The following is a 20,848-nucleotide window of genomic DNA, read 5'->3' as shown; positions in this document are numbered from 1 at the left end:
TTATCGTCCTTCCGTCGATCCGGCCATCGTCTTGGGCCGGGTATGGGGCGCAAGCGCAATATTGGCTCCGATGCGGTCTCGAAGCGCTGTCTCGATAAAATTGGTCAGATTGCGATTTTCTCGAACCGCACAATCGCGAACGGCATCCAAGAGATCCGGATCGATACGCACTGTGATGGGGATTTTCATAGGCGCTGCTCCGGTTGGTCTTGAGGGGGTACATGGAGCAGGCAATGCCATTTGCAATACGGCCTATCGTAATTTTAAAGCCTTGAACAACGCGGGCCGGAGGCAGCACCGTGATCGCTCCCGGCCGGCTTGCTGCAGACATTGAGGATAATGAAAGATGCACTCTTTACAGGGACCAGCGGCCTATAGCCGGAATGCTTCGCGCAGGTTGTGTCCCTTGTTTTCCCGCATGTCGAGATCGGCTTCGATATGGTCGATATGATGGATCATCTGATGGCAGGCGCTGTCGAGATCGCCGCGTTCGATGGCGGTGACGATGTCCTGATGTTCCTGGTGGCCGCAGCTTGAAATGGCCGATTGACCATAAAGGGCGATGACCAGCGAGGAGCGGGCGACGAGCTCATCCATAAAGCGCTGCATGACGGCATTGCCGGTCATCGATGCCAGCATCAGATGGAAATCGCCCGACGCCTTGATCTCAGCGCGCCGTGCCGTCTGGCCGCGCTCGTTCATCAGGCGGCCCTCTTCCAAAAGCACCTGCCGCAAATGCTGGAAATGCGACGGCCCCATATGCTTGGCGGCCTCGCGCAAAATGCCCGGCTCGATCATCCGGCGGGTGGCGAAGATCTGGCGGGCCTCCTCCGGCGAGGGATAGGCAACGAAGGCGCCGCGGTTCTTTTCGACATTGACGAGGCCTTCATAGGACAGAGCCTGCAGAGCGCCGCGCACCAGCGTGCGGCTGACATTGAACAGCGCGCCGACATCGGCCTCCGACAGCTTGGTGCCGGGGGCAAGCCGGCGATCGACGATCGCATCACGAATGGAATCCCGGATATAATCGGTGCTGACGTCGATCTGGTCTTCGGCGGGCGCTGCTGCGGTTTTCATTGCATCTCATTCCGGGTTGCTTGCTCTATACTAGCGTTTTCCCCCAGCAAAGTTAACCCGAATTTGTCGGCACTCATATGGCCAAATTGTATACGATTTGATGAGCACATTGCAGACGAATGTCTATATTTTAAGCAAAACTGAAATTGTCCAAATTTCAAGCGATTTCACCGTTATCAATTTTTCCCAATCTTGTCAGATATTTGTCTGCGGCGATGGAGTCTGGCACGCTTGATGCATTGCTCTTCCCGTCACAGGGGAGACATGATGTCCAAAGCGGCTGAAATCGATATCGTATCCGTTTCCAAGGTTTATGGCAGCACGACCGCCGTCCATGCCATCAGCCTGAAAATACCTTCCGGCAGCTATTGCTGTTTCCTCGGCCCTTCCGGCTGCGGCAAGACCTCGACGCTGAGGATGATTGCCGGTCACGAAAGCATTTCGTCGGGCGATATCCGGCTCGGCAATGTTGTGGTCACCGACTTTCCGCCGGCCAAGCGCGGCACGGCGATGATGTTTCAGTCCTATGCGCTGTTTCCCCATCTCGATCTCATCGACAATGTCGCCTTCAGCCTGAAGATGAAGGGCGTTGATAAGCAGGAACGCCGCGCCAAGGCGCTCGATATGCTGAAACTGATGCAGATGGAGCCCTATGCCAATCGGCGCCCGGCCCAGCTTTCCGGAGGCCAGCAGCAGCGCGTGGCGCTGGCCCGCGCTCTGATCACCGATCCGGAAGCGCTTCTCCTCGACGAGCCGCTGTCGGCGCTCGATCCGTTTTTGAAGATCCGCATGCGCGCCGAACTGAAGAAGCTGCAGAAAAGCCTCGGCATCACCTTCGTGCATGTGACCCACAGCCAGGAAGAGGCCATGGCGCTGGCCGATATCATCGTCATCATGAATGACGGCCGCATCGAGCAGGCAGCGCATCCGCGCGACGTCTTCGAGCGCCCGGCGACGGCTTTCGTTGCCCGGTTCATGGGCGATCACAACGTTCTGACCGGCCGCGTCATCGGCAGCGGCGAGGGCAGGGTGACGCTGGAAGTGGCGGAGGGCCAGACATTCACCGTGGCCGGTCCCGATCAGGAGCCGGGCGCTCCGATCGATATCGGCGTGCGCACCGACCGCGTCCGGCTGGCCGCGCCATCGGAGAAGACACTCGGCTTCAACGGCGTGGTCTCCAATGTCGAATACCGCGGCGCCTCGGTGAAAATCACCGTCACTGGGGCCGGCAGCGACGATTTCACCGTGATCACGACCGATGCCGATTATTTCGAGAAACCCGTATCGGTCGGCGATGCGGTGCCGCTCAGCTGGGGCCTCGAAGATGCCGTTCTTTTGGGCCGCATCGCCGCCTGATCAGTCACACAATCAAAAAAGAGGGAACTGACATGACCAATGAAACCAAGACATCTAAGGGAATTTCAAGGCGCGGCCTGCTGAAAACCGGTGCCGCCGCGACCGGCGCCATGATCGGCTCCGGCCTCATCACCGGTTTCCCGACCATCTGGGCGCAGAACCCGATCACGCTGCGCCAGTTCGGCACCGGCGTCTCCAACATCAATGCCATCGCAGAAAAGTGCAAGGCCGATCTCGGCATCACGCTCGAGATGACGGCGACGGACAGCGACGCTGCCGCCCAGCGCGCCGTTACCCAGCCGGACAGCTACGATATTGCCGATATCGAATACTGGATCCTCAAGAAGGTCTTCCCGGCCGGCGTCATCCAGCCGATGGATGTCAAGAAGCTGAAATATTACGACAAGATCGTGCCACTGTTCAAAACCGGCAAGCTCAAGCCCGACAGCGTCATCGCCCAGGGCACCGCGCCGCATACGGTCGGCTATGTCGAAAAAGCCGGCGACAAGACATTCGCCAAGGGCGAAACCGAACTCTTTACCATGGTTCCGACCATCTATAACGCCGATACGCTGGGCATCCGCCCGGATCTCGTCGGCCGCGACATCACGTCTTGGGCCGATATCATGGACCCGGCCTTCAAGGGCAAGACCTCGATCCTCAACATCCCGTCGATCGGCATCATGGATGCGGCGATGATCATGGAAGCACTCGGCAATATCAAATATGCCGACAAGGGCAACATGACCAAGGAAGAGATCGACGCGACGATCGACTTCCTGATCAAGGCCAAGCAGGACGGCCAGTTCCGCGCCTTCTGGAAGTCGTTCGACGAGAGCGTCAACCTGATGGCGTCCGGCGAGGTGGTCATCCAGTCAATGTGGTCGCCGGCCGTTGCCGCCGTCCGCTCCAAGGGGATCGCCTGCAAATATCAGCCGCTCAAGGAAGGCTATCGCTCATGGGGCGGCGGTCTCGGCCTTGCCGCGCATCTGGAAGGTGCGCAGCTCGACGCGGCCTATGAGTATATCAACTGGTACACGTCCGGCTGGGTCGGCGGTTATCTCAACCGCCAGGGCTACTATTCCGCCGCCATGGACACCGCCAAGGAATTCATGACCGCCGACGAATGGGGTTACTGGATCGAAGGCAAGGCCGCGACCGGCGACATCATGTCTCCGGAAGGCAAGATCATGGAAAAAGCCGGCGCCATCCGCGATGGCGGTTCGTTCGAAGAACGCATGGGCAAGGTCGCCTGCTGGAACTCGGTCATGGACGAGGACCGCTACATGGTACGGCGCTGGAACGAGTTCATCGCTGCTTGATGATCTCTACCCTCCCCTTGAGGGGGAGGGTCGGCACGCAGTGCCGGGGTGGGGTGATCGTATTGCGCCAAACAAGGGATCACCCCCACCCGCAGCTTTGCTGCGACCTCCCCCCTCAAGGGGGAGGTAAAGAAACAACCGGAGACCCGACACGTGACAGCAGTCATCACGCAGGACGAGACGCAGATCGAAGCGGGCGGGAAGCCGGGGCTGTCTGAGCGTATTGGCAGGGCTGCGGCCACACTCGCCTCCTACCTGCAGGCGGTGCCCTTGGCGTTGATCCTCGGCTTCTTCTTCCTGCTGCCGATCCTGATGATCGCCGTCGTCAGTTTCTGGGACTATGACTTTGCCGGGCTCTATCCCGATTTCCTGACCATGAACTATACCGACACGCTCGGCTCCTGGGTCACCTGGAAGACCTATCTGAACACGCTGAAATATACGGTGCTGGTCTGGGGGCTAACGCTGCTGATCGGTTTCTGGGTTGCCTATTTCCTCGCCTTCCACATCCGCACGACGACCATGCAGATGGTGCTGTTCCTGATCTGCACCGTGCCGTTCCTGACATCGAACATCATCCGGATGATCTCCTGGATCCCGGTGCTTGGCCGCAATGGTCTGGTCAATACAACCCTGATCGAAATGGGCATCATCCCGAGCCCGATCGAGTGGCTGCTCTATTCCGATTTCGCCGTGATACTGGCCATGGTGCATCTGAACACGCTGTTCATGGTGACGCCGATCTTCAATACGCTGATGCGCATCGATCGCTCGCTGATCGAAGCAGCCCGCGATGCCGGCGCCAATGGCTGGCAGATCCTCTGGAACGTCATCATCCCGCTGGCAAAACCGGGCATCGCCATCGGCTCGATCTTCGTGGTGACGCTCGTTATGGCGGATTTCTCCACAGTGCAAGTCATGTCCGGCGGGCAGAGCGCGTCGGTGGCGCTGATGATGAAGAACCAGATGTCTCTGCTGCAATATCCAGCGGCCGCCGCCAATGCCGTCGTGCTTCTGATCGTCGTACTCCTGATGGTCGCCGCCATCCTGCGCGTCGTCGATATCCGCAAGGAGCTTTAAGATGAGCCACGAGAAACGCACCCTTGAATTCTACGTGCTGGCCGCCTTCTTTACGCTGTTTGTGCTGTTCCTCTACGGACCGCTATCGGCCGTATTCATCCTGTCGTTCCAGGGCCCGGATGGAGGCCTGACATTTCCGCTTAACGGCGTTTCCGTGCACTGGTTCTTCAACCTGTTCGAACAGCAGGCGGTCGGCGACTTCGGCGCCTCGTTCAAACGTTCGTTCACGCTCGGGCTGATGGTGATGATCGTCAATGTCGCGGTATCGCTGCTGGCCGGTCTTGCCTTTCGGCGCAAGTTCCGGGGATCGACCGTGCTGTTTTATCTCACGGTTGCCAGCCTCGTCGTCCCGTCGATCATCATCTCGCTCGGCATCGGCGTCGTCTTCCAGCAGTTCGGCCTGAAGCCCGCCTGGTATTCCTCGGCATTCGGAGCGCATCTCACCTGGACGCTGCCGTTCGGGGTGCTGATCATGTTCGCCGTTTTCAACCGGTTTTCGCCGGCTTATGAGGAAGCCGCGCGCGATCTCGGCGCGTCGTCCTGGCAGACCTTTGCGCATGTCGTTCTGCCGATGATTGCACCGAGCCTGATCGGCGTCGGCCTGTTCGGCTTCACGCTCTCCTATGACGAATTTGCCCGCACGCTGATGACGTCGGGCACCTACAACACCTTGCCGCTGGAAATCTACGGCATGACGACCAATGTCACCACGCCGGTGCTCTATGCGCTCGGTACCGTCACCACGCTGTTCTCCTTCTCCATCATCCTCTTGGCGCTCGCGATCATTCTGGGCCTGCGCCGCCGTCAGGCGAAAGTGATCTGATCCCGCATGCGCATCCTTATCGTCAATCCCAACACCACCCGATCCATGACGGACAAGGCGGCAGAGGCTGCCCGCGCGGTTGCAAACCCTGGCACCGAAATCGTCACCGCGACTGCAAGGATGGGCCCCGCTTCCATCGAAGGCCATTATGACGGCGCGCTGGCGCTGCCAGGTTTGCTCTCGGAGATCGCAGCCGCCGAAGGCATCGATGCCGCCGTCATAGCCTGCTTTGATGATACGGGGCTTGACGCTGCCCGCGCGCTGGCCAAATTTCCCGTGCTTGGCTTGTGCGAATCCGCGCTGGTGACGGCGAGTTTCCTGGCGCAGCGCTTCACCGTCGTGACGACGCTGGAACGCTCGCGCATCCTCCTGGAAAACCTGACGCGCCATTACGGCTTTGGCGGGCGGGCGCGGGTGAGGGCGGCCGACATTCCCGTGCTCGAACTGGAAGACGTCGCCTCCGGGGCACTTGGCAAGCTGCGGCGGCAGATCGAACTCGCGCTTGCCGAGGATAGCGCCGAGGCGATCGTTCTCGGTTGCGCCGGCATGGCCGATCTGGCCTTTGCGCTGCAACAGGAATACGGCGTGCCCGTCATCGACGGCGTGTCTGCAGCCGTCAAGCAGGCGGAAGCACTGGTCGCCCAGCGCCTGACCACCAGCAAGCGGGGCTCCTACGTCACGCCGTTTGCCAAGACATATTCAGGCGCGATGGCGGAGTTTTCACCTGGCGGCAGATAGGGCGCCTGCGGCGTCCCGAGTTCCACATTGTGATTTTGCGCGCGAGACACGCGTAGACATGGCGTCTTCCGATCAGGAATTCCTGCGCCAATTCCCCGGCGTCACGCCGGCGATCGTGGAGAATACCCGGGTAAAATGGCTTTGGTCGGCAAAGCCGCAGGCAATGGCCACCTCGGCGAGCGGTGCATTGGACGTTCGCAGCAGCCCGCGGGCCCGGTTGATCCGTTCGCTCAAAAGCCACTGATACGGTGTCATCCCGGTCGTTTCCCGGAAGGCGCGGATGAAATAACCGCGTGACAGATTGCAGGCCTCCGCAACCTGCGCAATCGAGATGTCACCCTCCAGATTCTCAAGCAGGATGCTCTTTGCCAGATCCTCATGGACCCGCGAGAGGGTTCTGATCCGCACCGGCGCCGCTTTTCCCTGCCCGCCATACCGTTGAACCAGATAGGTCCCGATCGCAGTGGTCATCTGCTCGACGAACAGCGCACTGGCTTCTTGCGGCCGTTCAAGCGCCGGCATCAGCGCGCGCGCAAGATTGGAAAGCACGATGTCCTTGGATGCGGTTTCCACCGAAAGCGACGTTATTCCGCTCAGTTCGGCGTCATCGGCAAACCTGGTGAGCGACGCCTGCGAAATCTGGAAAAGGAGGAAATCAAAGGGCGTGCTCAGATCCGCTTTGTAGTTTTCAGCGAGATCGCGAATATAGATCGTATTCTCGGCGAATTCGTGGGTCGTGACCTGATGCGGGTGGAAGATGCGGCGGGTATGGCCTGCGGCCAGGGAGACTCCGAGCACAAAGCCCCGATCACTGGCCGCTGTCTTGACCTGATCGAGCCGGGCACCGCTCGTGGCCTTGCGGAAAATCGCGATGTCGGACCCTGTCAGCGATTGATTGACCGACAATTGCGTCAACGGGCAGCCGAACCCATCGGTTGCTTTTGCAGGAGCGGTTCCGATCGTACGGTCGGAGACTTGGGCCAAAGGATTACCTTCCTCGCGAAAATACTGGGTTCTGAATCAGGGTACTGCCGCTGCCTTCCGGTTCTACGCGGTTTTTTCCTGATCGTCGAATTTTCTCTCCAAAGATGCTTTTCTACAAGATAGACGTTGGAATGAAGGATAGATACGGTCCAATGGCGGACATCCGGGGCGCAGACCCGGATTCGCAGGTGAGATGATCGAGACAGATGTGAGTGAAGCATTGGCGGCTGGCGACGGAATTGCGGCAGGTTTCGGCATCCCAACAGCAAGGACATTGGTGATCCGGCCGCTTCGCGACGCGCATCTCTCCGTCGTGCATCTCGATCGCTTTTACGAAGACGGCGACGCTCCGGTCCTGTTGCCCCCCGATGATGCATTTCTGGTGATGCTGTATTTGATCGACGTGGATCACTGCGACATCTGGTCGGATCGGCCGCCGGCACCCGTGAAGACATATGCCAAGGGCTCGATCTGCCTGATCAGCCTGAAAAACGGCTCTGCAATTTCGGTGCAGGGACGTTTCGAAGCGCTCGCCTTTCATATTCCCAGTGCTCATCTCGCCGAGCTGACAGAGGAGGCGGGCGAGCCGCAGATCGACAATCTTGAAATCTGCCGCGGCATTGACGATCAGGTCATCCGCAACATCGGGGCGGCCCTGATGCCGATGTTCGACATGCCGGACGAGGTGAGGGACATGCTGCTTCCGCATGTCGGGCTGGCATTCAATGCCCATCTTGCGCACCGCTACGGACGGTCTCCAGCCCAGAGCCTTGCGCCGTCCGGCCGGCTGACGTCCATGCAGGAAAAACGCATCAAGACATATATAACCGCCAACCTCTCCAGACCGATGACGATCCATCAGATTGCCGGTGCGAGCGGGTTTCATGCGGACGACCTCTGTTCCGGCTTCCTGGCGGCAACCGGACAGCCGGTGCTCGAATGGATTTCGGAATGCCGCGTGGACATGGCCAAATCCTTTCTCAGCAAAAGCGGTGAACCCATCGCCAAAATCGCCGAAATCTGCGGTTTCTCCGATGAAGATATCTTTGTCGAAATCTTCGAGAAAGTGGCAGGTATGGCGCCGCAGGAATGGCGTTCGCGCAACCGGCACTGACATCAGGGAAAGCTTTCTCCCGCAACGCTGCGGTAGTCTGGTGATTGGCTGACGCCAAAGGCACATCGCCTTCGGCGCCATCCTGCTTGTTCCTTTACGCCTTGATGAAAGCGAGGAGATCGGCGTTCAGCACGTCAGCATTGATGGTGAGCATGCCATGCGAAAAGCCCGGATAGGTCTTGATCGTGCCGTTCTTCAACAGCTTGATGGATTTATGCGCGGCGTCTGCAATCGGCACGATCTGGTCGTCTTCCCCATGCAAAACCAGTGTCGGCACGCTGATGGCCTTCAGGTCTTCGGTCTGGTCTGTTTCCGAAAAGGCCTTGATGCCGTCATAATGGGCGTTTGCGGCACCCATCATGCCCTGACGCCACCAATTTTGAATGACCCCCTCATGCACCACAGCGCCTTCACGGTTGAAGCCATAGAACGGCCCGGTAGGCACATCACGGAAGAATTGCGCCCGGTTGGCGGCCAATGCGGACCGGAAACCGTCAAAGACCTCCAACGGAAGGCCTTCAGGATTGGCATCGGTCTTCAGCATCAAGGGCGGCACGGCGGAAACAAGCACAGCCTTGGCGACACGGCCAGACGGTTCGCCATGCTTGGCAACGTAGCGGGCCACTTCACCGCCACCCGTTGAATGCCCGATATGAACCGCGTTCTTCAGGTCGAGTGCTTCAACGACGGCAAAGGCGTCGGCGGCGTAGTGGTCCATATCGTGACCGCCTGAAACCTGCGCTGAACGTCCGTGACCACGACGGTCATGGGCGACGACACGATAGCCCTGTGCCAGGAAAAACAGCATCTGCGCATCCCAGTCGTCGGCCGAGAGCGGCCAGCCATGATGAAAAACAATCGGCTGCGCGTCCTTTGGACCCCAGTCCTTATAGAAGATCTCCGTGCCGTCTGTGGTTTTAACAAAGCCCATGGTGTTCTCTCCTGTTTGTGCCTGTGTGGCGGTTGCAGCGAAGGTTGAGTGGAACGGCAGCGTGATGCCTGCCGCAAGGACAGCGCCGGCACGAAGTGTATCACGCCGGGTGAGCGGAAAAAGACGGTCAGTCATAGCGGCTCCTGCCAGGTTGGATGCGGTTGTTTTGTCTCGTGCCGGTTCATGAGGAAGGGAATGAACCAGCACGCTATCCCCTACAATTGCAATAAATCTCATGGCTCAACTGCCCTCATCACAATTGCGGATAGCGTTTGATGTCTCGTATCAGGTCGCTCTGCCCGGCTTGTTGATCGTCAGCAGATGCCGAACGAGCGGTTTTTCCGGGCCGGTGTGAAAAGCCAGAACCTTGCTCTGCAGGTCGGCATCCGCATGCGAGACACGTTTATGCTGGCGCAGATGCTCGGCCCAGGATTCGACCATGAACCATTCTGTGATCTTTTCCGGATCGGCCGAATCCTCCGTCACGCCCCAGCCATAGGCCCCGTCCCGGCGGCGCTCCGAGGACATGTCGTTAAGCGCGTGCAGGAACTTGGTACGGTTGAGCTTTTCGACGTGATAGTCGATCAGGATAAGCACGGGGCCGCGGTCATGGGCGACCGGCTCGGCCACGAGCGGTTCCGGCCAATGATTGGACGCGACCAGGTCGGCCTCACCGGACGGAAGCTTGATCCGGTGCATGACAAGACCGGCGATGAGGAGCCCGACGGCCCCGATCAGAAGCGTGCCGGGAACACCCGCCGCTTCCGCGACCGCACCCCATCCAAGGCTGCCAGCCGTCATCGCGCCGTTGAAGACCGTGAGATAGACGGCCAGTCCACGGCCGCGCACCCAGTTTGGCAGGACGGCCTGTGCCGCACCATTCAGCGTGGTAAGGGCGGTGATCCATGCAGCCCCGAGGAAAAGAAGGACGGCGATCGCCACCCATTGCGGCGGAGCGAGCGAAAGCACAGCCATGACCAGAGCCGTGACGACAGCCGCACCGAGAAGAAGACCGTCGGCATCAAGGCGCTGGCGCAAACGCGGCATCACCAGCGCGCCGCCGATGGCGCCTGCACCGACCGAGCCGAGAAGGAGACCGTAGAAGCCTGCATCACCGCCCAGGAGCTGACGGGCGACCAGCGGCAAAAGCGCCCAGACGGCACTGGCAAAAGCAAAGAAGATCGCCGCCCGCAACAGCACGACATGCAGAGGCTTGCTGGCGCGGGTGTAGCGAAGCCCAGCCCGGAATGCGCCGAAGAAGTTTTCCGACAGTGCATCATCGGCGTTTTTGGCGCGCGGCCACCAGACGAGGGCGGCAATGACAAGAATATAGCTTGCAACATCTGCACCATAGGTCACGGCGGCGCCGAATGCGGCGAGCAGCAAGCCCCCAGCCGCCGGACCGATGGAGCGCGCGATATTGATCCCGAGCGAGTTGAGCGCAACCGCACCCTTCACATCCTCGCGCGGCACCAGTTCCGGCACGATCGCCTGCCACGTCGGCCCCATCAGCGCCGCTCCGATGCCGCCGAGAAACGTCAGCCCGATCAACGCGCTGACCGACAGCATGCCGAAGTGTGACAATGCCATCAGCGAGATGCTGACGCTGGCAAGCAAAAGCTGGATTGCAATCAGAAATTTGCGACGGTCCAGGATGTCCGAAAGCACACCTGCCGGGATTGCCAACAGGAAAATCGGCAGTGTACCGGCGGCCTGGACCATCGCGACGGCCGCAGGGGCTGCCGAAAGGTCGGTCATCAACCAGGAACTGGCGACGTCGCGCATGAAACTACCGGTATTGCCCAGAACCGTCGCTGCCCAGAGGACCGCAAATACTGGCTGACGAAGCGGCGCAAAACTGCCGCCTGACGATTTTATGGCGGTCATTTGCGCGCTCCCTGTGTGAGGTCGGTGATGGCAACCAGGACGAAGGCACCAGCCAGGCCAAGATGCTCAAAGAAGGCATTGGTTGCCATCATGCGCTCCATGCCGGCGGGCATCTCCCAGAACCGCAGCGCAACGAAAGTCGCCAGAAGCGTGAAGACGGCGAGAGAAAGCGCGCCCAGCCAGCGCAGGATGCCGGATATAACCATTGCCGAGGCCGTGAGTTCGAATGCGATGACACCGGCGGCAAAGAGAGTTGCCGGATGGAGGCCGAAATGCTCCATCTCGGCAACCGCCCCTGGAAAATCAAACAGCTTGGTGAGCGGCCCCTGGATATAGGCTGCACACAGAGCAAGCAGTGCGACAACCCGCGTTGCCGGTGCAGCGAGTATACGGGCTAGAAGCGAGCCCTGGCGGCGGATGGACAAAAGAGGGTCGATCATATCTGCTCCTGTAATGCTGTCGCGAAAGCCATCACTTTGTTTGCGGCTGATGGAGCGATAGTGCCTGGAAAGATTATCGCCGACAATTGCATCAATTCTTTCGAGTTCATTGCGATTTTCGCAATGAACAATTTGACATCAGTCCGGAAAGGCTGGCCAGCGGCGACGGCGGCCCAACCCTTGCCGGCAGTTGCCCGCCGTCACACGGCCCAGCAGGCGCAACCCAGCGCCCCGAAGAAGCCCTTCAAATCTGCAATCGGCAGCTTCGCTGTCCATGCTCCGGCATGGTCGTGGCCGTGGACGTTGCAGGAACTGGTGCAGCCGCAGGTCGAGATCGCGGTGCGGCGCAACGAATTCAAGCCCGCGCCTTGCGGCTCGCCCCAGGCCGCATAGCCACCGAACGTGCGCACGGGAGACCAGTCCGGCATGGCGGGCGGCACGTCGTTTTCGTCAAGCGCCTTGAAGTCTTCAGCACCATAGACGATCTTGCCGCCGACCATGGTCAACAGCGAGGACAGAAACGAAATCTCGTCCTCGGCGCAGGTGAAAAAGTCCTTGTCCGGCACGACCAGATCGGCGAACTGGCCCTTTTCGATCCGGCCTTTCTTGCCTTCCTCATTGGAAAACCAGGTGACCTTTTCCGTCCACATGCGCAGCGCGGTCTCGCGGTCGAGGCAGTTCGCGCGGGGATAAAGCTGCATGCCCCCAACCGTCTTGCCCGTGACCATCCAGGAGAGCGAGACCCAGGGATTATAGGAGGCCACACGGGTCGCGTCGGTACCGGCCGAGACATTGACGCCTTTTTCCAGCATCCGCTTGATCGGTGGCGTGGCTTCCGCGACACCATGGCCATAGCGCTCGACAAAATACTCGCCCTGATAGGCCATGCGGTGCTGGGTCGCGATCCCGCCGCCAAGAGCCGCAATCCGGTCGATGGAGCGATCCGAAATCGTCTCGGCATGGTCGAAGAACCAGTTCAAACCTTCAAGCGGGATGTCCTTGTTGACCTTCTCGAAGACGTCAAGCGACCGGCTGATGGTCTCGTCATAGGTGGCATGCATGCGCCACGGCCAGCGGTTTTCAGCGAGAACCCGAACCACCTCTTCAAGCTCGCCTTCCATTTCCGGCGCCATCTCGGGCCGCGGCTGACGGAAGTCTTCGAAATCCGCAGCGGAAAAGACAAGCATTTCGCCAGCGCCATTATGGCGGAAATAATCGTTGCCCTGCTTGTATTTGACCGACTGCGTCCAGTTGAGAAAGTCCTGCTTCTCCTCCTTCGGCTTCTGCGTGAACAGGTTATAGGCAAGGCGCACCGTGAGCTGGTCTTCGTCCGAGAGCTTCTGGATGACAGCGTAATCATCCGGGTAGTTCTGAAAGCCGCCGCCCGCATCGATCACGCCGGTAATGCCGAGCCGGTTCAGCTCCCGCATGAAATGGCGGGTGGAATTGACCTGATATTCGAACGGCAGCTTCGGCCCCTTGGACAGCGTCGAATACAGAATGCCGGCATTTGGCTTGGCGAGCAGCAGCCCCGTTGGGTTGCCATTGGCATCGCGGGTGATCTCGCCGCCGGGCGGGTTCGGCGTGTCCTTGGTATAGCCGACAGCGCGAAGGGCAGCACCATTGAGCAGGGCGCGGTCATACAGATGCAGCAGAAAGACAGGCGTATCTGGCGCAATCGCATTGATCTCGTCGATCGTCGGCAGACGTTTTTCGGCAAACTGGTGTTCGGTGAAACCGCCGACCACGCGCACCCATTGCGGGGCAGGTGTGATGGCGACCTGCCGCCGCAGCATATCCATCGCATCGGCAAGCGAGCGCACGCCATCCCAGCGAAGTTCCATGTTGAAGTTCAGGCCACCGCGCACGACATGGGTGTGGTTGTCGATCAATCCCGGCAGCACGCGCTTGCCCTTGAGATCGACGATCTTCGTCTCCGGCCCGGCCAGCGCCATGACGTCGCTGTCCGTACCCACCTCGATGAACAATCCATCCTTGATGGCAATCGCGGTGGCGTTCGGATTGGCGCGATCAAGCGTCGTGATCAATCCATTATGAAGAACAATATCGGCGTGCATGGAAGCGTCTCCGGTCAGAAAAGGATCGGCGGCATTGGCCGGTGAAAACAGGTTTGCAAAGGCGAGGCTTGATGCCGCGCCCAGGAATGTGCGGCGCGTCGTCATCAGCCTTTCCCCGATACCGGATCGTCACCCTGGGAAGCCGCCGTAGCGATCGTCACCCCACCTTTGGGGAGATGACCGAACATATGCGGCTTGACCTGATGCAGCCAGGACATGGCGGCAGGCTCGCGGGCCCAGATGCTTTTGACCAACGGCACCAGCTGCTCGCCCACGAGAATTCCAAGCAAACCGACGAGCGCGACGACAGGCGGGGCAGGCGAGCGGACATTGAGCAGGCTGTAGACCACACCCACCAGCAGACCGGCGCCAAGTGACAGGAGATAGAGTTTCATCAGGGATGACCTTCGCTATGAGGACGCGGATCCCCTTCGGCAGGTGGCGTCCTGCCGAAGGGGTGACGGCTTTACTGCGCGGGGTTTGGACCGATCCGCTTGCCATGGCTGACGCGCTCAGTGCCACCGTGCACATGCGTCACGGCATAGTCGATCCCCATGCCATAGGCTCCGGAATGTTCCTTCACCAGGGAGGTCACCGCATCATAGGTTTCCTTGCGGGCCCAGTCGCGCTGCCATTCCAACAGGACCTGCTGCCAGGTGACGGGAACGGCGCCCGCCTGCACCATGCGGTCCATCGCATATTTATGCGCATCGACGGACGTGCCGCCGGATGCATCCGCAACCATGTAGATTTCGTAGTCGGTGTCGTTCATGCAGGAGAGCGCAAAGGTCGTGTTGCAAACTTCGGTCCAGAGACCAGCGACGACGATCTTCTTGCGGCCATCGGCGGCATGCTTGGCAAGCGCATCGCGGACGTTCTGATCGTCCCAGGAATTCATCGATGTGCGCTCGAGAATGTCATTGCCGGGAACGACGGCGAGCAGTTCCGGGAAAGTGTTGCCCGAGAAACTGTCTGTCTCGACGGTGGTGATCGTCGTCGGAATGTTGAAGATTTTGGCCGCCTTGGCAAGGCCGACGACATTGTTCTTCAGGACCTGGCGGTCGATCGACTGGACACCGAAGGCCATTTGCGGCTGCTGATCGATGAAGATGATCTGGCTGTTCTGCGGGGTGAGGACCTGGAGTTTATCAGACATCTGACATTTTCCTTTTGACTGGATTGAATCTACGCATGGGGCAGGGGAGACATTTCGTCTTGAATGTTCGGACGCTGAATTGTCGGAAAGCGACGTGGCGGTCATGTTAGGCCGCCAGTGGCTGCAGACCGGCTTCGATTTGATCGCGGTACGGCTCGTACCGGGCCGGCAGCTTCAAAACCTCGCCGAGATGCGCCGTATCCTCGTCGCGGTCGAAACCGGGCTCGTTGGTGGCAATCTCGAACAGCACGCCGCCGGGCGTGCGAAAATAGATCGCCCAGAAATAATCGCGGTCGATGACCGGCGTGACCTGATAGCCCGTATCCATCAAAGCCTTGCGGACTTCGAGTTGCTTTTCACGATTTTCGACCGCAAAAGCGATGTGATGAACCGAACCGGCACCCTGCCGGGCATGGGGCGTCCCGGACAGCGCCTGAAGATCGATCGTATCGGCGCCATTGCCGCCGGGAATGATGAAGCGGGTCACATTCCCGTCCGTCTCAGCCCGCTCGTAACCCATGAAGCCGAGAAGTTCGGCCGTTGCAGCGGCCTCATGCAGGCTAAACTTCGCGCCTGAAAATCCACGGATAGCCGCACTGCCGGGGATACCGGAGCCAGTCCAGCCTTGGCGGACATCGTCGGCTTCGATCAGGGCAAAACCTTCGCCGTCCGGTCCCTGGAACATGAGGCTGCCGGCGCCGAACACCGTTCCACTCCGGACATTGCCTACGCCCTTTGATGTCAGGCGATCCTGCCAGAAGGAGAGGGCGCCCTTTGGAACGGAAAACTGCGTTTCGCTGACTTCGCCGACGCCAGGGCGTGCGCGCATCATATTCGGAAACGGAAAAGAGGTCATGACGCTACCGGGGGTGCCGGTCTCGTCGCCGTAATAGAGATGATAGACATTGGGATCGTCGAAATTGACGGTCTTCTTCACACGGCGCAGGCCAAGCGTGTCCGTGAAGAAAGCGTTATTCTCCCGCGCGCCGGATGCCATCGACGTGATGTGATGCAGCCCCTTGATATCCTTGATCATGACGTTTTCCTTTCGGTGCAGATGTCATTCGTCTTGCGTGATTGGAACTTACGTCAGTTGCTCAATGGCCAGAATTGTAATAATTCTTGTCAATGCATTGCATAAAGTGAAACAATCCGATGAATGACTACAAGGCTCTGCGAACGTTTCTTCTGGCTGCCGAGAAGCGGAATTTTGCTCAAGTGGCACGCGAACTGGACATGACGCCGGCTGCCGTCACGCGCGCCATTGCCGCCCTTGAAAACGATCTCGGGGTTCAGCTCTTCGTTCGAACCACACGCCAGGTCTCCCTGACGACGGATGGAGCGATCTATGCCGCGCAGGTTCAGCCGGCGATGGAGGTGCTGGAAAACGCGCGCAAAGAGGTGATGAACACGCATAAGGCCGATCACGGCCGGCTGCGGATCAGTGCGCCGACCTGGTTCGGCCAGCAGATCCTGCCCCCGATCCTGTCCGGTTTCACGGAGCTTTACCCAAAGATCAGCTTCGAAATCTCGCTCGCGGATGGGCTGGTGAACATTATCGATGATGATTACGATCTGGCGATCCGCATCTCGGCCGCACCTTCGGACAAGTTCACCATCTGGCGAAAGATCAGCATCGTACACCGCATCCTCGTCGCCGCGCCGGGGAGCCGGTTTGCGAGCATGAAACATCCGAACGAGCTGACACCGGACGATTGCCTAGCCTATAGCGGCGAAAGCCGGCGCGAGACCTGGACCTTGTCGGATGGAAGCGGCAGTGCCACGATTTCGGCGGGTAGAGCCTTCAGCGCCAATAGCGGCGGCGTTCTCGCCAACATGGCCGCACATGGCACAGGCGTCGCGATGCTCCCAAAATTCCACGTCGCCGAACATCTGCGCACAGGAAGATTGATCCACGTCCTCAACGGCTGGTCGCCCCCAGACCTCTGGCTAACGCTGTACTATCCGCCCTACCAAGCCTTGCCACCCCGGATCGCGTCGTTCTCGAAATTTTTCGAACAACAGGCACCGGCATTCATGACCGCGATCGAGTGATCGTCTGTGATTTTGATTTGGGGGAGGGAGACGACACAATCCTATAAGGACCGCAGCAGGCAGACGCGTGGCGCCTGATCGGCAGATGACAGATCTCCCGATCAGGCACTCACCTGCGCCTTAAACGCCAAAAAGCCCGCTGGTTTTACCGAGCGGGCTTTTTGTTTTGCTTTGGTTGCGGGGGCAGGATTTGAACCTGCGGCCTTCAGGTTATGAGCCTGACGAGCTACCGGGCTGCTCCACCCCGCGTTATCAGCGTTTTGCGTTAGCAAAGTCGCCGGCGTTTTGCGTGAGCAAAATCGCGCTGGCGAAAGTCCGAAGGGCTTTTGCCCTGCGCGGCGCACTTAGCGAAGTTAAATGCGCCTCTCGTGTCTGCATTCTTTTCCCTGCATTTTACCGAAGCAAAAAGGCCGCTTGAGGGCGGCCTGTTGTTCGGCTGGGCCGGGGGTAGAAGAGAAGATTGTGTATTTGGTATTTTATCTTGCCTTTAATAGACCTGGCAGCGACCTACTCTCCCGCGTCTTAAGACGGAGTACCATTGGCGCAGGGGCGTTTCACGGCCGTGTTCGGAATGGGAACGGGTGCAGCCACCCCGCAATAACCACCAGGTCAACTAAGGGCAAGAATGTCACCGGCGACGGTGACAAACCAAAATGAGAAGCTGGATTTGATGAGCGAATAGGGAGTAGCGAATAGCCAATAGGGGTTTCGCTTGTCTATCCGGTCTGTTTTGAACACGTTTTTTGGCGGCGATTGGGAGCGCTATTCGCTACTCCCTATTCGCCATTCGCTCATGAGCCGACAAACGCGATGCGTTTGCGGCGAGATGAGCAGTAGCAATGAGAACAATCAAGCCAATCGAACGATTAGTACCGGTAAGCTTCATGCATTGCTGCACTTCCACACCCGGCCTATCAACGTGGTAGTCTTCCACGGTTCTCAAGGGAATACTCGTTTTCAGGTTGGTTTCCCGCTTAGATGCCTTCAGCGGTTATCCATTCCATATATAGCTACCCTGCTATGCGGCTGGCGCCACAACAGGTCCACCAGAGATATGTCCATCCCGGTCCTCTCGTACTAGGGACAGATCCTGTCAATATTCCTACACCCACGGCAGATAGGGACCGAACTGTCTCACGACGTTCTGAACCCAGCTCACGTACCGCTTTAATTGGCGAACAGCCAAACCCTTGGGACCTGCTCCAGCCCCAGGATGCGATGAGCCGACATCGAGGTGCCAAACAACCCCGTCGATATGGACTCTTGGGGGTCATCAGCCTGTTATCCCCGGCGTACCTTTTATCCGTTGAGCGATGGCCCTTCCACACGGGACCACCGGATCACTATGACCGACTTTCGTCTCTGCTCGACTTGTCAGTCTCGCAGTCAGGCGGGCTTATGCCATTGCACTCGACGAACGATTTCCGACCGTTCTGAGCCCACCATCGCGCGCCTCCGTTACTCTTTCGGAGGCGACCGCCCCAGTCAAACTACCCACCATACACTGTCCCGGATCCGGATAACGGACCGCGGTTAGACATCCATGACGATAAGGGTGGTATTTCAAGGATGGCTCCACGAGAACTGGCGTCCCCGCTTCAAAGCCTACCACCTATCCTACACATGCCGACACGAATGCCAGTGTAAAGCTATAGTAAAGGTGCACGGGGTCTTTCCGTCTGACCGCAGGAACCCCGCATCTTCACGGGGAATTCAATTTCACTGAGTCTATGCTGGAGACAGCGGGGAAGTCGTTACGCCATTCGTGCAGGTCGGAACTTACCCGACAAGGAATTTCGCTACCTTAGGACCGTTATAGTTACGGCCGCCGTTTACTGGGGCTTCAGTTCAAAGCTTGCACCTCTCCCTTTAACCTTCCAGCACCGGGCAGGCGTCAGGCCCTATACGTCGTTTTGCAACTTCGCAGAGCCCTGTGTTTTTGATAAACAGTCGCTACCCCCTGGTCTGTGCCACCCCTCCATACTTGCGTACGAAGAGGTCACGCTTCTTCCGAAGTTACGCGTGCAATTTGCCGAGTTCCTTCAGCATAGTTCTCTCAAGCGCCTTGGTATACTCTACCTGACCACCTGTGTCGGTTTCGGGTACGGTCTATACGGTGGAGCTATTTCCTGGAACCGCTTCCCCGCCTGCTCAATCCAATAAGAGCAAACAAGTTACGCAATCCGTCACTACCACCAGGCCCACGAATATTAACGTGGTTCCCATCGACTACGCATTTCTGCCTCATCTTAGGGGCCGGCTAACCCTGCTCAGATTAACTTTAAGCAGGAACCCTTGGTCTTTCGGCGAGGGGGTCTCTCACCCCCTTTATCGTTACTCATGTCAACATTCGCACTTCCGATACCTCCAGGACCCCTCACAGGTATCCCTTCACAGGCTTACGGAACGCTCCGCTACCACTGCGGCAATCGTTAGATTGCTACAATCCTCAGCTTCGGTGCATGGCTTTAGCCCCGTTACATTTTCGGCGCAAAGACCCTTATTTAGACCAGTGAGCTGTTACGCTTTCTTTAAATGATGGCTGCTTCTAAGCCAACATCCTGGTTGTTTTGGGATCCTCACATCCTTTCCCACTTAGCCATGACTTGGGGACCTTAGCTGGAGGTCAGGGTTGTTGCCCTCTTCACGACGGACGTTAGCACCCGCCGTGTGTCTGCCGACTAGTACTCCTCGGTATTCGGAGTTTGGTTAGGATCAGTAAGACGGTGAGTCCCCATAGCCCATCCAGTGCTCTACCCCCGAGGGTATTCGGTCGACGCACTACCTAAATAGTTTTCGCGGAGAACCAGCTATTTCCGAGTTTGATTGGCCTTTCACCCCTAGCCACAAGTCATCCCAATCTATTGCAACAGATGCGGGTTCGGTCCTCCAGTTGGTGTTACCCAACCTTCAACCTGCTCATGGCTAGATCACTCGGTTTCGGGTCTAATGCGACGAACTGAACGCCCTATTCAGACTCGCTTTCGCTGCGCCTTCACCTATCGGCTTAAGCTTGCTCGTCACACTAAGTCGTTGACCCATTATACAAAAGGTACGCCGTCACCCTTGCGGGCTCCGACTGTTTGTAGGCAACCGGTTTCAGGTTCTATTTCACTCCCCTTGTCGGGGTGCTTTTCACCTTTCCCTCACGGTACTTGTTCGCTATCGGTCATGCACGAGTACTTAGGCTTAGAGGGTGGTCCCCCTAATTTCAAACAGGATTTCACGTGTCCCGCCTTACTCAAGGACCTTGGGTGTTCTACATGTACGGGGCTATCACCCGCTACGGCCGGACTTTCCATTCCGTTCCACTTTATTCCCCAAGGCCACTGGCCTGGTCCGCGTTCGCTCGCCACTACTTGCGGAGTCTCGGTTGATGTCCTTTCCTCCAGGTACTTAGATGTTTCAGTTCCCTGGGTTCGCTTCTTACACCCTATGTATTCAGGTGTAGATACCTTATCACAATGCTTGGAACCTGGCGTCGCCTAAGCGACGCAGCGAATAGGTGTTAGCGAATAGCGAATAGAATTTTCAAACTATTCGCTAATCACTATTGGCTATTCGCGGCGCCAACGGCGCCAGATTCCCAAGCATTTAAGGTGGGTTTCCCCATTCGGAAATCCATGGATCAAAGCTTATTCGCAGCTCCCCACGGCTTATCGCAGCGTATCACGTCCTTCATCGCCTGTGCATGCCAAGGCATCCACCAATTGCCCTTATTTCACTTGATCGTTCTCATTGCCAATGCTCATCAATAGGAAGCGAATAGGTGCTAGCGAATAGCGAATAGAATTTTCAAACTATTCG

General features: G+C 58.4%; 17 protein-coding genes, 1 tRNA gene and 2 rRNA genes. 7 read left to right on the top strand and 13 right to left on the bottom strand.

All coding sequences use genetic code 11. The features are described from left to right. Positions 1-189 carry a YlcI/YnfO family protein gene (locus tag PYR65_RS26705; protein WP_060637723.1) on the bottom strand — a complete coding sequence of 63 codons (189 nt, stop codon included), beginning with the start codon at positions 187-189 and terminating at the stop codon, positions 1-3. Positions 190-372: 183 nt separating this feature from the next. Further along, the gene (locus PYR65_RS26700) at positions 373-1,077 is read right to left on the bottom strand and encodes a GntR family transcriptional regulator (protein WP_060637722.1); all 705 of its coding nucleotides are present in this window, start codon (positions 1,075-1,077) and stop codon (positions 373-375) included. Positions 1,078-1,344: 267 nt separating this feature from the next. Here PYR65_RS26700 and PYR65_RS26695 point away from each other — a divergent pair, with 267 nt between their 5' ends. The 5 genes from PYR65_RS26695 (at position 1,345) to PYR65_RS26675 (ending at position 6,396) form a co-directional block, all read left to right on the top strand. After that, positions 1,345-2,433, top strand: a complete 1,089-nt coding sequence (locus PYR65_RS26695) for an ABC transporter ATP-binding protein (protein ID WP_060637721.1) — start codon at positions 1,345-1,347, stop codon at positions 2,431-2,433. Positions 2,434-2,465: 32 nt separating this feature from the next. Then, complete coding sequence (locus PYR65_RS26690) at positions 2,466-3,755, top strand: ABC transporter substrate-binding protein (protein ID WP_276122319.1); 1,290 nt, start codon at positions 2,466-2,468, stop codon at positions 3,753-3,755. 210 nt (positions 3,756-3,965) lie between these two features. Next, the gene (locus PYR65_RS26685) at positions 3,966-4,835 is read left to right on the top strand and encodes an ABC transporter permease (protein WP_276122336.1); all 870 of its coding nucleotides are present in this window, start codon (positions 3,966-3,968) and stop codon (positions 4,833-4,835) included. A gap of 1 nt (position 4,836) precedes the next feature. Next, positions 4,837-5,658, top strand: coding sequence for an ABC transporter permease (locus PYR65_RS26680; RefSeq protein WP_060637719.1), 822 nt, complete (start codon positions 4,837-4,839; stop codon positions 5,656-5,658). 6 nt (positions 5,659-5,664) lie between these two features. Further along, positions 5,665-6,396, top strand: a complete 732-nt coding sequence (locus PYR65_RS26675) for an aspartate/glutamate racemase family protein (RefSeq protein WP_276122318.1) — start codon at positions 5,665-5,667, stop codon at positions 6,394-6,396. A 72-nt stretch (positions 6,397-6,468) separates the two neighbouring features. On the opposite strand, the gene PYR65_RS26670 is transcribed toward PYR65_RS26675, so the two are convergent. Then, positions 6,469-7,302 (bottom strand): AraC family transcriptional regulator, encoded by an 834-nt coding sequence (locus PYR65_RS26670; RefSeq protein ID WP_060637717.1) that lies wholly within the window; start codon positions 7,300-7,302, stop codon positions 6,469-6,471. A gap of 271 nt (positions 7,303-7,573) precedes the next feature. Between PYR65_RS26670 and PYR65_RS26665 the strand changes: the two genes are divergently transcribed. Then, positions 7,574-8,494: a helix-turn-helix transcriptional regulator gene (locus PYR65_RS26665; RefSeq protein WP_276122317.1), complete on the top strand. Its 921-nt coding sequence runs from the start codon at positions 7,574-7,576 to the stop codon at positions 8,492-8,494. Positions 8,495-8,588: 94 nt separating this feature from the next. Here the strand turns inward: PYR65_RS26665 and PYR65_RS26660 are convergent, their stop codons facing one another. The 7 genes from PYR65_RS26660 to PYR65_RS26630 form a co-directional block, all read right to left on the bottom strand. After that, complete coding sequence (locus tag PYR65_RS26660; RefSeq protein WP_328518525.1) at positions 8,589-9,425, bottom strand: alpha/beta fold hydrolase; 837 nt, start codon at positions 9,423-9,425, stop codon at positions 8,589-8,591. A gap of 285 nt (positions 9,426-9,710) precedes the next feature. Further along, entirely contained in the window at positions 9,711-11,312 is a 1,602-nt protein-coding gene (locus tag PYR65_RS26655; protein ID WP_276122315.1) for an MFS transporter, read from the bottom strand. Then, positions 11,309-11,752, bottom strand: coding sequence for a DoxX family protein (locus tag PYR65_RS26650; protein WP_276122314.1), 444 nt, complete (start codon positions 11,750-11,752; stop codon positions 11,309-11,311). Before PYR65_RS26650 ends, PYR65_RS26655 begins: the two co-directional genes overlap by 4 nt. Positions 11,753-11,952: 200 nt before the next feature. Then, the gene (locus PYR65_RS26645; RefSeq protein WP_276122313.1) at positions 11,953-13,935 is read right to left on the bottom strand and encodes an amidohydrolase; all 1,983 of its coding nucleotides are present in this window, start codon (positions 13,933-13,935) and stop codon (positions 11,953-11,955) included. Beyond that, positions 13,935-14,225 (bottom strand): XapX domain-containing protein, encoded by a 291-nt coding sequence (locus tag PYR65_RS26640; RefSeq protein ID WP_276122312.1) that lies wholly within the window; start codon positions 14,223-14,225, stop codon positions 13,935-13,937. Before PYR65_RS26640 ends, PYR65_RS26645 begins: the two co-directional genes overlap by 1 nt. Before the next feature lie 71 nt (positions 14,226-14,296). Beyond that, positions 14,297-14,986 carry a hydrolase gene (locus PYR65_RS26635; protein WP_276122311.1) on the bottom strand — a complete coding sequence of 230 codons (690 nt, stop codon included), beginning with the start codon at positions 14,984-14,986 and terminating at the stop codon, positions 14,297-14,299. Positions 14,987-15,092: 106 nt separating this feature from the next. Continuing rightward, the gene (locus PYR65_RS26630; protein WP_276122310.1) at positions 15,093-16,022 is read right to left on the bottom strand and encodes a ring-cleaving dioxygenase; all 930 of its coding nucleotides are present in this window, start codon (positions 16,020-16,022) and stop codon (positions 15,093-15,095) included. 119 nt (positions 16,023-16,141) lie between these two features. On the opposite strand from PYR65_RS26630, the gene PYR65_RS26625 reads away from it, so the two are divergent. Next, positions 16,142-17,041, top strand: a complete 900-nt coding sequence (locus tag PYR65_RS26625; protein ID WP_276122308.1) for a LysR family transcriptional regulator — start codon at positions 16,142-16,144, stop codon at positions 17,039-17,041. A 172-nt stretch (positions 17,042-17,213) separates the two neighbouring features. Here the strand turns inward: PYR65_RS26625 and PYR65_RS26620 are convergent. From PYR65_RS26620 to PYR65_RS26610, 3 genes are all read right to left on the bottom strand, one after another. Continuing rightward, positions 17,214-17,290, bottom strand: a tRNA-Met gene (locus PYR65_RS26620). Positions 17,291-17,535: 245 nt separating this feature from the next. Then, positions 17,536-17,650 (bottom strand): 5S ribosomal RNA (gene rrf, locus PYR65_RS26615). 236 nt (positions 17,651-17,886) lie between these two features. After that, positions 17,887-20,772, bottom strand: a 23S ribosomal RNA gene (locus PYR65_RS26610). Between the last annotated feature and the right edge of the window lie 76 nt (positions 20,773-20,848).

This window comes from Pararhizobium qamdonense (assembly GCF_029277445.1).
Classification (GTDB): Bacteria; Pseudomonadota; Alphaproteobacteria; order Rhizobiales; family Rhizobiaceae; genus Pararhizobium; species Pararhizobium qamdonense.
This window is presented reverse-complemented; position numbering and strand designations above follow the sequence as displayed.